The 13,445-nt window shown below is 63.2% G+C and carries 11 protein-coding genes; 4 read left to right on the top strand and 7 right to left on the bottom strand.

Going from position 1 to position 13,445, the window contains the following annotated elements; all coding sequences use genetic code 11:
- Positions 1 to 79: 79 nt before the first annotated feature.
- The 5 genes from AAHM40_RS13725 to AAHM40_RS13705 form a co-directional block, all read right to left on the bottom strand.
- Positions 80 to 2,536, bottom strand: a complete 2,457-nt coding sequence (locus AAHM40_RS13725) for an efflux RND transporter permease subunit (protein ID WP_342245140.1) — start codon at positions 2,534 to 2,536, stop codon at positions 80 to 82.
- Positions 2,537 to 2,540: 4 nt separating this feature from the next.
- A complete protein-coding gene (locus AAHM40_RS13720; RefSeq protein WP_342245139.1) occupies positions 2,541 to 3,629 on the bottom strand; it encodes a WD40/YVTN/BNR-like repeat-containing protein in 1,089 nt (362 codons plus the stop codon).
- Positions 3,630 to 3,688: 59 nt separating this feature from the next.
- Positions 3,689 to 5,053 carry a DUF1329 domain-containing protein gene (locus AAHM40_RS13715; RefSeq protein ID WP_342245138.1) on the bottom strand — a complete coding sequence of 455 codons (1,365 nt, stop codon included), beginning with the start codon at positions 5,051 to 5,053 and terminating at the stop codon, positions 3,689 to 3,691.
- A gap of 11 nt (positions 5,054 to 5,064) precedes the next feature.
- Positions 5,065 to 6,744 carry a DUF1302 domain-containing protein gene (locus AAHM40_RS13710; RefSeq protein ID WP_342245137.1) on the bottom strand — a complete coding sequence of 560 codons (1,680 nt, stop codon included), beginning with the start codon at positions 6,742 to 6,744 and terminating at the stop codon, positions 5,065 to 5,067.
- Between the two features lie 366 nt (positions 6,745 to 7,110).
- Positions 7,111 to 7,581, bottom strand: a complete 471-nt coding sequence (locus AAHM40_RS13705) for a MarR family winged helix-turn-helix transcriptional regulator (protein WP_342245136.1) — start codon at positions 7,579 to 7,581, stop codon at positions 7,111 to 7,113.
- Positions 7,582 to 7,979: 398 nt separating this feature from the next.
- Here AAHM40_RS13705 and AAHM40_RS13700 point away from each other — a divergent pair, with 398 nt between their 5' ends.
- Positions 7,980 to 9,056: an aromatic ring-hydroxylating dioxygenase subunit alpha gene (locus tag AAHM40_RS13700; protein ID WP_342245135.1), complete on the top strand. Its 1,077-nt coding sequence runs from the start codon at positions 7,980 to 7,982 to the stop codon at positions 9,054 to 9,056.
- 189 nt (positions 9,057 to 9,245) lie between these two features.
- On the opposite strand, the gene AAHM40_RS13695 is transcribed toward AAHM40_RS13700, so the two are convergent.
- On the bottom strand, positions 9,246 to 9,575 hold the full coding sequence (locus tag AAHM40_RS13695; RefSeq protein WP_280283149.1) for a YegP family protein: 330 nt from the start codon (positions 9,573 to 9,575) through the stop codon (positions 9,246 to 9,248).
- Between the two features lie 272 nt (positions 9,576 to 9,847).
- Here AAHM40_RS13695 and AAHM40_RS13690 point away from each other — a divergent pair, with 272 nt between their 5' ends.
- Entirely contained in the window at positions 9,848 to 11,215 is a 1,368-nt protein-coding gene (locus AAHM40_RS13690) for a phosphate ABC transporter substrate-binding/OmpA family protein (RefSeq protein ID WP_342245134.1), read from the top strand.
- Positions 11,216 to 11,310: 95 nt separating this feature from the next.
- Here AAHM40_RS13690 and AAHM40_RS13685 read toward each other — a convergent pair whose 3' ends face one another.
- A complete protein-coding gene (locus tag AAHM40_RS13685; protein ID WP_446731570.1) occupies positions 11,311 to 11,754 on the bottom strand; it encodes a TonB-dependent receptor plug domain-containing protein in 444 nt (147 codons plus the stop codon).
- 353 nt (positions 11,755 to 12,107) lie between these two features.
- Between AAHM40_RS13685 and AAHM40_RS13680 the strand changes: the two genes are divergently transcribed.
- On the top strand, positions 12,108 to 13,118 hold the full coding sequence (locus tag AAHM40_RS13680) for a TerC family protein (protein ID WP_342245133.1): 1,011 nt from the start codon (positions 12,108 to 12,110) through the stop codon (positions 13,116 to 13,118).
- Entirely contained in the window at positions 13,111 to 13,284 is a 174-nt protein-coding gene (locus AAHM40_RS13675) for a hypothetical protein (protein ID WP_342245132.1), read from the top strand. Before AAHM40_RS13680 ends, AAHM40_RS13675 begins: the two co-directional genes overlap by 8 nt.
- Positions 13,285 to 13,445: the final 161 nt, after the last annotated feature.

Raw genomic sequence — 13,445 nt, 5'->3', positions numbered from 1 at the left:
GGGCAGGCCGTTCCAGAGGGCGTGCAAGGTCTCGATCAGTCGTGTCATGCCGATGTGCTCTTGTTGTTGTAGTGGCGGTTCAGGGATTGATGGCGTCCAGCAGCAGCGGGCGGCTGGCAGTCACGTTCCGTTTCGCCGGCACAGCCGCCTCGTCGGAGGCGGCGTCGCGGCGCCGGTTGGCGGGCAACAGGAAGTAGGCCAGCGCCGGCAGCAGGACCAGGGCGCCGACCATGTTCCAGACGAACATGAAGGCCAGCAGCACGCCCATGTCGGCCTGGAACTTGATGGGTGAGAAGATCCAGGTGCCGACGCCGATGGCCAGGGTCATGCCAGTGAGCATGACCACCTTGCCGGTGGAGACCAGCGCACGGTAATAGGCCTCGGAGAGGCTGCTGCCCTGGCGCAGATGGCCGAGCAAGATGCTCATCACGTACAGCGCGTAGTCGACGCCGATGCCCACGCCCAGCGCGATCACCGGCAGGGTGGCGACCTTGACGCCGATACCGAGCCAGACCATCAGCGCTTCGCAGAGGATCGAGGTAAGCATCAGCGGAATCACCGCGCAGAGGGTAGCCCGCCAGGAGCGGAAGGTGACCAGGCACAGCAGGATCACCGCGCCGTAGACCCAGAACAGCATCTCGCGGTTGGCTTCCTTGACCACGATGTTGGTAGCCGCCTCGATCCCGGCGTTGCCGGCGGCCAGCTGGAACTTCACATCGGCCGTGTCGTTGGCGGCGGCGAAGGCTTCGACGTGCTCGACCAGGCGGGTCAAGGTCTCGGCCTTGTGGTCGGTGAGGTAGACGTAAAGCGTCAGCAGGTTGCAGGACTCGTTATAGAGCCCGCGCGGCGCGCTGGCGGTGATCATGTTGAGCATCGCCTGGTTGTTCTGCAGCTCGTACCACTTCGGGCTGCCTTCGGAGAGGCCCACCAGCATGCGGCGGTTGAGCAGCGCCAGGGAGTTGGTCGAATCCACCCCCGGCAGGCTGCGCAGCTGCCAGTCCAGCTCGTCCACCTTGCGCAGGATGTCGTAGCGCGCGCAGGCGTTGTCCGGCGTGCGCACCATGATCGCGAAGAGGTCGCTGCTGGCACCAAAGCTGCGGGTCATGAAGGCGTCGTCCTGGTTGTAGCGCGAGTCCGGTCGCAGCTCGGGGGCGCCCGCATCGAGGTCGCCGATGGCCAGGTGCAGGCTGACCATGAAACCGAACACCGCCATCACCAGACTGATGCCGACGCAAAGGGCGGCCCAAGGCTTGCGGGTGAACAGGTCGAGGAAGCGCCAGAACGCATGACGGGCCTGACCGCCCTCCTCCGCGCGCTCGCTCTTGAGGCTCAGCTCTGCGGCGCGCGGACTGACGCCGACGTAGGAGAGCAGCACCGGCAGCAGGATCAGGTTGGTGAAGATCAGCACGGCGACGCCGATGCTGGCGATGATCGCCAGGTCCTGGATCACCTGGATCTGGATGATCATCAGCACGGCGAAGCCGACCGCATCGCACAGCAGCGCGGTGAGGCCGGCGAGGAACAGGCGGCGGAAGGTGAATCGCGCGGCCACCACACGGTGCATGCCGCGGCCGATGTCCTGCATGATGCCGTTCATCTTCTGCGCGCCGTGGCTCATGCCGATGGCGAACACCAGGAAGGGCACCAGCACCGAGTACGGGTCCAGCTCGTAGCCCAGCAGCGGCAGCAGGCCGAGCTGCCAGACCACTGCCACCAGGGAGCACAGCACCACCAGTACGGTACTGCGCACGCAACGGGTGTAGCCGTAGAGCACGGCGGTGGTGATGAGAATGGCGACGGCGAAGAACAGCAGGATCTGCTCCAGGCCCTCGATCAGGTCGCCGACCTTCTTGGCGAAACCGGTGATGTGGATGTCGACGTTGTCGCTTTGGAACTCCGCCCGCAGGGCGTCGAGCTGCTCGGACAGGGTGGCGTAGTCGAGCGGCTGGCCATCCGGCGTACGCGACAACAGCGGCACGTAGATGATGCTGGAGCGCTGGTCGAAGGCCACCAGCTGACCGATTTCGTTGGACAGCTGCACATTGCGCCGCAGCTCCGCCAGGGACGTCGCGCTGCCGTCGTACTCGTCCGGAATCACCGGCCCGCCATCCAGACCCTCTTCGGTCACCGAAACCCAGCGCGTGGCCGGCGTCCACAGCGACTTCATATAGGCGCGGTCGACTCCCGGCAGCAGGTAGATCTGGTCGCTCAGGGCCTGAAGGGTCTTCAGGTAGTCGGCGTCATAGATGTCGCCCTTGCGGTTGGCCACGGCGATGCGCAAGGCGTTGCCCAGACCCGACAGTTCCTTCTGGTTGTCCAGGTAGTTGGCGATATAGGGATGCCCGGTGGGGATCATCTTCTCGAAGCTGGCGTTCAGTTCGATACGACTGGACTGCCAGCCGAGCAGCACGGTGGTCACCAGGCAGATCAACAGCACCCAATGGCGGTGGTTGAACAGGGCGCGTTCGACCAGCGAACCGGAGCTCGGATCGAAGTCGCCCCGTTCGGGCAGCGAGGGTTGGCGAGCGGAATTCATGAACTCACTCCGAGGCGGAAACGGCGGGCAACGCCAGGCGGGACAAGCCGGTGAAGCCGGCGACGACCAGGCTGCCGTCGGCGGCCTGGATCACACCCGACACCGGTCTGCCCTGGGGTTTGGCGGCGGAGGCAATGGTGCCCGTCGCACTGGTGAACAGTCCGCCCGCCTGATTGGCTAGCAGCACGCGGTCATCGGCCAGGCGGATGGCATCGCTGAAGGACACCGGCGCCAGCACCGGTAGCGCTTCAGCGCTATCGGCACCCGGCGCCAGGAGGAAGGCAAGTCCTTTCAGGCCGCCGATCAGCAGGGCACCATCGGCGCGGCTCGCCAGGGTGAACAGCGTGCCGCTGTAGGGGCTTTCCAGTTGCTGGAAGTGCTCGCCGTCCGGCGAGCGCGCCAGGTAGCCCTGCTCGCCAGCGAGAAACCAGCGCTCGTCCTGCTGTGCCACGGCGTACAGGTGCAAGCCCATCGGGTTGTCTATGGCGCCGACGACGGAATGCCAGGTGGCACCGCCGTCCTCGGTACGGAAGGCAAGGCCGTAGGCACCCACCACCAGGCCATGCTGAGCATCGGTGAAGGCCAGGGCGAGGAACGGTTTGTCGGCCCCCTCCTCCACCATACGTTCGGCCGTCTGCACGCGTGCCTCTGCAGCCTCGGAATCGGCCGACGCCGGCAACTGATGGCGTGCGGCATCGAGTTCCAGCTGCGCGGCGCGTCGGCCGTCGAGCTGCAACTGCCAGGTTTCCCCGCCGTCACGGCTGGCCAGGATCACACCAGCGTGCCCCACCGCCCAGCCCTGTTGGGTATCGACGAACTGCACGGAGGTCAGCCCCACCGACACCGGCACTTGTGCCTGGCGCCAATGCTGGCCGTTGTCATCGGACAGGAGCACCAGCCCACGTTCACCCACGGCCACCAGGCGGTCGCCCGCGCGGGCCAGGTCGATGAAGACCGCACGCTCAGGATTGGACACACGCATAGCCGGGCTTTCCAGCACATCCCCGGCGGCCTGGCCAGCGGCGAAGCACGCGGGGGTCATCGGCAGGGCGAGGGCCAACAGCAGGCCGCCCACCTGACGCAATCTGTTCATGTTCTACCTCGATCTCGTTACGCAAGCGGGAGGACGGCGCGCGTCCTCCCGGTAAGGCGTCAGCGCACGCCACGCCCGGCCATCGCCGCCGGGGAGAACTCCGCCGCCTTGTAGCGATCGACCACCGCGTATTGCTGGTCCTTGCCGGCGTAAAGGTTCTGGATGAACCAGGTGCCGGAGATCAGGTCGTAGAACCCGGAGGACAGCTGAGCCACGGCAGGCAGGTCCGGCATGACGGCAGGCAGTGACCAGAGGGTCTTGGCGAGCTGGCCGTTAGCGTCCCAGCGGTCACCGAGCATGGCCTGCCAGGTGTCTTCGTCGAGGTAGTAGCGCCCCTTGGGCAACTGGTGGCGCTTGCCCGGTGCGAGGTCCGCCTCCACCACCCAGACGCGGTGCAGTTCCCAGCGCACGTAGTCCGGATTCATGTGGTGCTTGGCGAACAGGTCCTCGGGCTTGGCGGCCGTCTGCACCTTGTTGGCGTTGTAGGGGATGTACAGCTCCTGCTTGCCCACCAACTTCCAGTTGAAACGATCCAGACGACCCTGGAACACACTGAGTTCATCGAACGACATGACTCCGGCAGTTGCGGGCGTCGGGGTGTCGCAGCAGGCGTTGGGCAGCTTGCGCACGCGACGCTGGCCAGTCAGGTAAACGTGTGCCTGGGACTTGTCGCCATTGAGGTTGGTGCGCCCCATGATCTGCTCACCGGCCCGCAGCGGCGGCCCAACGTTGAGCAGGCGGAACAGCCAGTAATCACCTTCGAACGTCGCGGCCGAGCCATCGGGGTAGTAGTAGGGCATCTCTTGTACGGCCTTGCCGTCGGTGGTCAGCACCTGGGCGCCGTCTGCAGTCATCAGGTAATGGCGGAAATCCATGGCCACCGACGTGCCGCGCCAGTTCAACACGTGGTTCCACATGGCCTCGGTGCCGTTCTTCGGCACCGGGAACGGAATGCCGCCGTAGGCCCCTTCCGGCACCGGGCCGGCGCTGCTGTCCACCAGCCTGGCGCTCTGCGCGTTTTTCAACGTGTTGTCGTACACCCACTGCGGGGCGGCTGCGCTGCGCCGGGTCGGGTAGATGTCGAGGCGGTAGGTCTCGGGGTAGCGCTTGAACATGGCCTTGACGCCATCGCTGAGCTTGTCGGCGTACTGGTCCATATTCTTCGCGGTGATGCTGAACAGCGGCTTGTCGGCGGCGAACGGATCGCCGCGCTTGCCGCCTTCCTTGAAGCCGGCATCCACCCGGGTGTAGCCGCCGTCCCAGGCCGGGATGCTGCCGTCGGCGTTGCCGGCGCGTTCGGCGCCCAGCGGGGTCAGGCTTTTGCCGAGGTCGGCGACGCTGCTGGCGAGCGCCGGTTGCAGGCTCAGGACGGCGGCGCCGACCAGCACCAGGCAGAAGGTCTTGAGAGTGAACGGAATGGTCATGCGCAAGTCCCTCAGAAGGTGGTTTTCACGGAGAAGGCCAGGTAATCCCGGTCCTTCAGCGACTGCTTGAAGGTGAAATGGTTGAGCGCGTCGAGGTTGGTGTCTTCCGGCCCGTAGTAGTGGGTGTAGGTGAGGCCGAAGGTCACCCGGTCGAGGTAGGTGGCGCTGACGCCGATGTTGAAGTCGCCGCCGTTGTCAGGCCCGAAGCTGCTGATCACCGCCGACTTGCCCATGGGGAAGTAACTGATGCCCAGCGGCACGCTGAGGTCGATGCCGGGGAACACCTGGCGATAGGTCGGGCTGTAGACCAGCTTGATGCCCACGCCATCGTCGGTGGTCCCCGGGTCCAGTGCAGCGCGGTTCTTGGTCACACTGAGCAGCCGGTTCCATGCGATCTCGCCCACGAGGCTGGCCTCGTTGTAGATGAACGACGGGCCGAGGGAAGCCAGCATGTTCAGGTTGACGTGCGCGGTGCGCCCCACGGCGTAGAGCGGATCGTCATCGTTGTCGGCAACCACGCCGGGCAACACGGTCTGACCATTGGAAACCAGCGGCATGTTCCAGCGCAGGGAGGCTTCACCGGCGAAGCTGAACTCTTCCACCGTGGTGGCGAAGCTCGCGCCCAGGGCGCGGATGTTTTCCGGGTAGACCCAGTAGTACTCGCCGATCTGGCCGGTGGCGAAGTTCGGGCCGGTGGCGCTGGGCTTGAGGTACAGCTTCGGCGACTTGTCGTGGTACTGGATGGCGTAAAGGCCGTACTCGGTGGTGTCGGCGGTGTAGCGCAGCTGCAGGCCGCCCTGCCCCGAGCTCTTGGCTTCCTTGTCGTTGCCGTGGAAGAAGGCCGCCGGACTGGACGGGTTACCCCCCAGGAAGGTCGGGAACGGTGCGCCCACGATCAGTCGCTCGTTGCCCTCGCCAATGGTGTCGCTGACCGAAAAGTAACTGCCGGCACCGGGCAGACGGGTTTCTTCCCATTCGAACTGGTAGAACGCGCCAAGGGACAGGTCGTCGGTCATCTGGAAGGTGGTGGAGAGCTGGTTGACCGGGCGGGTGATCTCCTTGAACTGGGTGTTGGGCACCGATACCGCCTTGACCACGTCCACCGGCGCCATGCCGCCGGCAATGCCGTTGGCGCCGAAGAACAGGCTTTCGCCCCAGATCAGGCCATGACGCCCCAAGCGCACGGAAGTGGTCTTGTCGGCCAGGGCGCCGTTCCAGTAGACGAAGGCATCGAGCACCTCGGCATCCCCACCGTGCAGGTGGCGGGTGTCGTCGGTGAACTCGTCGTAGGCCACCGAACGCTGGTTGGCGCGGGCGGGGTCGTCGTTGTCGTTGTCCTTCTGGTACTCGGTGTCAAACCAGCCGGCACCACTGACGCGAGCACCGAAGTCGCGGTAACCGATGTCCAGTTCGGAGAGGATGTCGAGCCGGTTGGAGATCAGCCCCTTGTCGAAGGCGCGATCACCGTCGTCCTGATTGCGGGCGACCTGCCCTTCTGTAAGCTTGCTGCTCTGGTCCTTCAGACGCCAGGCGGCGCTGTACTTGAGCGTGTTGTCCCAGCGCAGACTCAGGTCGGGGTTTCCAGTCTGAATCTCGAACGCTTGGGCGGAGGGAAGGCCATACACCAGGGCCGCGGCGAGCGTCAGGGTGAAGGGCGCACGCCGCGCAGCGGCGATATTGCGAATAGCCATCGAACGAACCCTCTTATTGTTCTTGTTGGCGAACTTCTCGTGAGCCACGACCGGCCGGATCAAGGCAGACCGGGCCGGTAGGGCCAGAAATGCCGGAGTGGCATCGCCAGGCGGGATTGACCGGGCGACGGGCAAAGGTTGACGTGAGGGGCTGGCTCTGACTAATCGCTTGTTGGGATGCGACCTATCGGCAATCGCGATACCTGAGGGACGCAGGAAAGACACGGCACAAGGCCCCAGGCGGAGGTTCGAACCTCCACCTGGGGCCTTAGGCGCGGCGTTGGAAAGGAAGGGGGGAAGCCAGGGTATTTCGTTGTAACACCCTCAGGCGTGCCTGGTATTCGGCAGCGGGCGTGCCTTGTGAAGTCAGTCGGTGCCAGGGTCGTAGTCGTTCACGTTGCCAACTTGAGTATGCAGGCGTCCCAGCAGCTCGATGAGCGTGTCCACTTCCTCGGCTGACAATCCGCTCAGTAATCGGCGCTCTCGTTCAAGCGCGACTTTCAGTACTCGATCGTGCAGTTCCCGCCCACTCGCGGTAAGGCTCACGGTATTGCGCCGAGCGTCCTGCGGGTCCACCTGACTGCTGACATGCCCCGCTGCCTCCAGCACTTGAAGCGATCGGCTGACTGCGCTCTTGTCCAACCCAATCACCTGGCAGATGCGGTTGGCCGTGATGCCGTTCTCGACAGCAAGCATGGACAACATTCGCCACTCCACGACACCAACCCCGAAGTGCTTGCGATAGCACTGCGAGGCCCCGGTTGCGAGCTTGTTGGCGAGGAAGGTGATCAGCCCGGGAACATAGCGGGCAAGGTTCAGTTGAGATTCGGTGTGCATGAACAAAGCGCCTTACTGACGAGGTGCATGATGAAATTGGTTGACGCCGCAACCAATTACTCCGAGGATTACCTTCAACGAAACGGCGCGGGCAGGTGTCCGCATGATATGCCGCCGTAGAACCTCACAAAAATAATTATCAGGCCCTCGTCATGAACCACCTGGATTACGCGTACCCCTCTCTACACTTCCGCACCCTTGCCCTCCCCGTCTCAGCCTCGGACTGAGCCACTACCCACCCCGGGTCTTCAACGTCTTCTTTCAAACGCCACTTCAGTGTGGAGGGCTGAGTCATGCTCCAGGCTCGCGTGAGCCGAGAAACCATGAAGCAGAAGGTATTTGCAGCTTCGAACTCTGTCTCCCCTCAAAAACAACAACCGTGCCCCCCGGAGGCCACCATGAGTGCATCCAATACTGACCCTCTCGCCTATGAGATTGCGCCCCCATCTATCCCCTGTTTCCCGATGGATCAGTGGTACGTGGCGGCTCTGGGATGGGAACTGAAGGACCAGCCGCTTGGCCGGACCCTGCTGAATAGGCCGGTGGTGCTATTCCGCACCGCCGATGGCACGGTCGCAGCGTTGGAGGACCGTTGCTGCCATCGGGCATTGCCCTTGTCCAACGGCACCCTGGAAGAGCGCGGCGTACGTTGCGGCTATCACGGGCTGCTGTTCAACAGCGAAGGCGAGTGCCTTGAGATTCCCGGCCAGGAAAAGATTCCCAGCAAGGCCAGGGTACCGGCTTACCACGTTCACGAGCAGGACCAGATCGTGTGGATCTGGTTCGGCAGCGAGACTCATCCGGAGCCCACGTGCGAACCTCCGGTCTATGACGTTCACAGCAGCGGCAAGTACCTGTTCGACGGCGACGTCTACCACTACGACGCCCCCTACCAGCTCATCCATGACAACCTGATGGACCTCAGCCACTTGGGCTATGTCCATCTGCGCACAATCGGTGGCAATGCCAGCATTCACATGAATGCGCAGATGAAGGTGGAAGACAACGGGGAAATGGTCCGCGTGGTTCGCCACATGCCGGACTCCGTTCCGCCCCCCACCTATAACGCGGCCTATCCCTTCAAGGGCAATGTGGATCGGTGGCAGGAGATTGAATTCCATATCAGCCACCTGCGCATCTGGACCGGTGCGGTGGATGTGAATACGGAGGCTCTGGATGACCCGGATCGGGGCGGTTTCCACATGCGCGGCTTCCACGGCGTGACGCCGGAAACCGAAACCACCAGCCACTACTTCTGGACCATTGCCACTAATCCGAAAAGCGATCCGGAGACAGTCAAGGCCAAAGTCGTCGAGCAAACCATGCTGACGTTTGACGAAGACAAGGTCGTGATCGAGGCGCAGTACCGGAACATGTGTCGCTTCGGCGCGCTTCCCATGATCGACATTCATGTCGACGCAGGCGCCAACCGCGCTCGCCGGATCATCGAACAGCTTCGCCGCTCCATCCGTTGAGTGCTGTCGTTAATCTCGGTTCGGGCTCATCGGCTCTGCCTCTGATGATTCGAGTCAGCGAACCCGCAGGACGCCGCCGGTGCCGTAGGTTGGTGCGGGCTGTTCTTTGGGCCTCGCACCGCTCAGCCACAAGCACGAAAAAGGCCCATCGATCATTGATGGGCCTTTCTTCTTTCATCGCCTGTTCGTTCAGGCCTCTTTCACCATCTGGGTAGCACCCACTCGCATGATGGTCTCGATGGCACGTTGCAGCGCGTGCTCGGAGTCGTAGAGGTGGCTCCGGGCGATGATGTCCTTGTTGGCCGCGCGCAGCTTGAAGTAGTTCTTGCCGCTGGAATCAATGCGCCGTACGAAGCGCTCCTCATGCACGCAGTTCTCGCGGAACAGGGCCATGGCCGCCTCCGCGACGCCACGGTCCTCATAGACCCCGGTATCCAGCAGGGTCTGCGCATCGGCTGCCTTCAAACGCAGGCGCCAGGTGCCACCCGTATTCTTGCGCAGCTCGAACCAACCACTCATCACAACACTCCTCGATCAATTAGGGGATGCGCGTCAGCGCCGGCTTGAAACACCCCCGCGGGACATTTCAAGCAGCGGGCTACCCTACCCCTTTGCATTTTTCCGGCTAGCAGGACTGGGCTTATTGAGCTGTAGGAGCGACCACGCCGCTTCAGGCGAAATTTCGCCGAATACAGCAAAGCCCCATGCCAGAGCCTTCCTGTCATATCTCCGTCACCCGGCTGACTTAATCTCGCGGCTCCTTCCACTCCCTAGAAACAAGGTGTCTGCCCATGCCGCGCGCCATGACCGCCAGCGACAAGGACCTGTGGGGCCGTGCCCTCAGCATGTTGCTGCTCGGTTTCGTCTGCTATGCCTTTCCCTGGTCGGTGTTCGCCGCCCAGCCCGAGACCGTCCTGCGTATCCAGGGCTCCAACACCATCGGCGCCAAGTTGGGGCCGGCGCTGATCAAGGGGATGCTGGAAGAAGAAGGGATGCGTGCGATTCACCAGACGCCAGGGGATCGGGAGAACGAAGTGCACATCCTCGGCCATGATGCCCAGGGCAAGGAAATCCGCGTGGAGCTGGCCGCCCATGGCTCGTCCACCGGCTTCACCGCACTCAAGGAGGGCAGCGCTGACCTGGCCGCGTCTTCGCGCCCGATCAAGGACGCCGAAGCCAAGGACCTGTCCGCCTTCGGTGACCTGCGCAGCCATTACGCCGAACAGGTGATCGCCATCGACGGCCTCGCCATCATCCTGCACCCGGACAACCCGTTGCGCGCCCTCACCACCGCCCAACTGGCCGCCGTGTTCGCTGGCGAAACGAAGACCTGGGAAGAACTCGGCGGCAAGGGCGGTGCCATCCACCTCTACGCCCGAGATGACCAGTCCGGCACCTACGACACCTTCAAGGAACTGGTACTGGCCCGCCAGGGCAAGAGCCTGTCCGGCAGCGCCCAGCGCTTCGAATCCAATGACAAGCTGTCTGCCGCTGTCAGTGGCGATCCCCAGGGCATTGGCTTCGTCGGCCTGGCCTCGATCAATGAGGCCCGCGCGCTGGCGATTGCCGACGGCGACTCCCAGGCGATGCCGCCCAGCACGGAGCTGATCGCCACCGAGGACTATCCGCTGTCGCGTCGGTTGTTCATCTATATCAAACCGGGTGAGCAGAATCGCTGGGCCCAGGCACTGGTGCATTTCGCCCAGAGCCCGCGCGGCCAGGCGATCGTCGACCAGACCGGTTTCGTGGCCCAGCAGGTCCAGGCAATCAAGGTCCAGGCGCAGCAGGATATGCCCGAGCGTTACCGCGACCTGGCCACCCATGCCCAGCGCTTGTCGGTGAACTTCCGTTTCCAGGAAGGCAGCGCCAACCTCGACAACAAGGCCCTGCGAGACGTGCAGCGGGTGCTGGATTACCTGAAGCAGTCCAACAAGCTGGAACAGAAGGCGGTACTGGTGGGCTTTGGCGATCCCAAGGCTGACCCGCAACGTGCCGAACTGCTGTCCAAGCTGCGGGCCATGGCGGTGCGCCGGGAGCTGGCCAAGGGTGGCGTGAGCCTGCGGGACGTGACCGGGCTCGGAGACGAGTTGCCGGTGGCGGCCAACACGGCCGAGGAAGGGCGGATTCGCAACCGTCGGGTGGAAGTCTGGGTGTATTGATCGAGTCAGGAAGACCGCAGCGGTAGGGTGGACCACGCTCCACCGGTCCACCATTCGAGGCCCCTCTCCCGCGCTGGGAGCGGGGCCTTGCCGCATCAGAAGTCGAAGCGGGTGGTCAGCATGTAGTTGCGCGGGAAGCTGGCGCGGCTGCTATCCAGCTTGTTGACGGTGATACCCGGTGTTTTCGAAAGCACATCACCGATACTGGTCAGGCCCTGGTCATCCATCTGCTGACGAGTGATGACGCTGACCGATTGCGGGGTCTCGCGAGGCGACAACGACAGCTTGGTGGCGGTGCGTGTCGAACCGGTGGTGTAGGAACCCGTACCTTCAGTGGTTTCACCCAGACGGTTGTCGGTGATGGACGTCGCCACCAGTTCCAGCGATCCATTGCCGTTCTGCTCCTCGGCCAGCGCCCCACCGACCTGCAGCGCCAGGGTCACCCCCAGAATCGCCAAGGACAACGGATGACGCTTGAGCCATGCGGCAACGGCATCCCCAGCCGTATTCGCCGCGTTGAACGCATTTTGCTGTTGCACTCTCAAACCCCTTGAATGGTTTGTCTGCTTGTTGGCCGGCTAACCAACGGCTTTCTTCTTTTTCTCTTCGGCGCGCACGAGAGGCGGCTGGCGGCCGTGCAGGCAGGAACGCACCTGGCGGCGGGTGCCAAAATTAGCATCCAATACGAATACCTTACAATTGTTACTACCTATCATTCTCAAACGTGTTCGGAGATTTCCTACGCCTGAATGGGCAAAGATTTGTTACAGCGCCCCCATTTCTCCCCTCCCCGACGGGCGGTACGCTTCTCCTCGTGACGCCGGGCCCCTCTGACGGCTTGCCAGCCGCCATGTCGGAGTCACTTCTTCAACTACGACAGAAGGAGGGGCTCATGGCAGCTCTACATGCATTTCTCACCGCCGACTTCCTCGGCACCGCCACCTGGTTGTGGCTCGTCTTCCTCGGAATAGTCCTTGCCTTGCTGGTCTTCGACCTCGGGGTGCTTCACCGCGACCAACACGAAATCGAGATGCGCGAAAGCCTGCTGCTCTACGGCGGCTACTTCAGCGTCGGCGTGCTGTTCGGTGTCTGGGTCTGGTTCGAGCTGGGTGCGCAGAGTGCGCTGGAGTTCTACACCGGCTTTTTGGTCGAACAGTCGCTGTCCATGGACAACGTCTTCGTCATGGCGATGATCTTCGGTTTCTTCGCCATCCCCCGCCGCTACCAGCACCGCGTGCTGTTCTGGGGCATCCTCGGCGTGGTGGTGCTGCGCGCCATCATGATTGGCCTGGGTAGCGCCCTGGTGAAGGAGTTCGACTGGATCCTCTACGTGTTCGGCGCCTTCCTGCTGTTTACCGGCGTGAAGATGCTGTTCACCAGACAAGAGACCCACCCGGACCTCGCCAACAACCCGGTGCTGAAATTCGTCCGCCGCCACATCCGCGTGACCGACGACCTGCATGGCTCGCACTTCTTCGTACGCCTGAAGCGGGCCGGAGACAGCAAGGCCCTGCTCTACGCCACACCGTTGTTCCTGGCCCTGGTGCTGATCGAGCTGGCAGACCTGGTGTTTGCGGTGGACAGCGTCCCGGCGATCTTCGCCATCACCCAGGACCCGTTCATCGTGTACACCTCGAACATCTTCGCCATCCTCGGCTTGCGCGCCCTGTACTTCGCCCTGGCGGCCCTGATGCACCGTTTCGTCTACCTGAAGTACGCCCTGGCGCTGGTGCTGATCTTCATCGGCGGCAAGATTTTCCTGCACGGTTTCATCGGCAAGATTCCCCCGCTGCTGTCCCTTGGCGTAACCTTCGGCCTCCTTGCCGGCGGCGTGCTCCTGTCCCTGTTGAAAACCCGCGACCGCCCGGCCCAGAGCACGGGAGACCTGGAGAAACATGGATGAAGTGCGTATCGAGCCCTTCGAGAAAGGCGGGCGTACCTACTGGCGGGTACGCCTGGGGCAACGTGGCCTGACTTTTCAGGAGGAACTGGCCGCGCGCACCTTTGCGGCGCAGTTGCACCTGCGGATGGGTTGGCTGCGCGAGGGTGATGATCCCAAGAAGGAATAGGTGCCACTTACTAAGGTGGACATCGCTTTTCATGTTCACCGGTGGAGGGTCCGTCCACGTCAATGGCGGAGGTTAAAAGCGACATCCCCCTATGACAGCTCGTACCCAAGCCCTTGAAAAAGAAAAAGGCCCGCGCAATGCGGGCCTTCTTCGTTGCGGGC

The sequence above is a fragment of the Pseudomonas sp. OTU5201 genome (genome assembly GCF_038440135.1).
Lineage (GTDB): Bacteria > Pseudomonadota > Gammaproteobacteria > Pseudomonadales > Pseudomonadaceae > Metapseudomonas > Metapseudomonas resinovorans.
This window is presented reverse-complemented; position numbering and strand designations above follow the sequence as displayed.

What these genes read in the sequence shown, in the direction of transcription:
- AAHM40_RS13710 (WP_342245137.1), bottom strand. Translation starts at nt 6,744, where the DNA reads ATGGCTATTCGCAATATCGCCGCTGCGCGGCGTGCGCCCTTCACCCTG.
- AAHM40_RS13690 (WP_342245134.1), top strand. Translation starts at nt 9,848, where the DNA reads ATGCCGCGCGCCATGACCGCCAGCGACAAGGACCTGTGGGGCCGTGCC.
- AAHM40_RS13705 (WP_342245136.1), bottom strand. Translation starts at nt 7,581, where the DNA reads ATGCACACCGAATCTCAACTGAACCTTGCCCGCTATGTTCCCGGGCTG.
- AAHM40_RS13720 (WP_342245139.1), bottom strand. Translation starts at nt 3,629, where the DNA reads ATGAACAGATTGCGTCAGGTGGGCGGCCTGCTGTTGGCCCTCGCCCTG.
- AAHM40_RS13695 (WP_280283149.1), bottom strand. Translation starts at nt 9,575, where the DNA reads ATGAGTGGTTGGTTCGAGCTGCGCAAGAATACGGGTGGCACCTGGCGC.
- AAHM40_RS13725 (WP_342245140.1), bottom strand. Translation starts at nt 2,536, where the DNA reads ATGAATTCCGCTCGCCAACCCTCGCTGCCCGAACGGGGCGACTTCGAT.
- AAHM40_RS13675 (WP_342245132.1), top strand. Translation starts at nt 13,111, where the DNA reads ATGGATGAAGTGCGTATCGAGCCCTTCGAGAAAGGCGGGCGTACCTAC.
- AAHM40_RS13700 (WP_342245135.1), top strand. Translation starts at nt 7,980, where the DNA reads ATGAGTGCATCCAATACTGACCCTCTCGCCTATGAGATTGCGCCCCCA.
- AAHM40_RS13715 (WP_342245138.1), bottom strand. Translation starts at nt 5,053, where the DNA reads ATGACCATTCCGTTCACTCTCAAGACCTTCTGCCTGGTGCTGGTCGGC.
- AAHM40_RS13680 (WP_342245133.1), top strand. Translation starts at nt 12,108, where the DNA reads ATGGCAGCTCTACATGCATTTCTCACCGCCGACTTCCTCGGCACCGCC.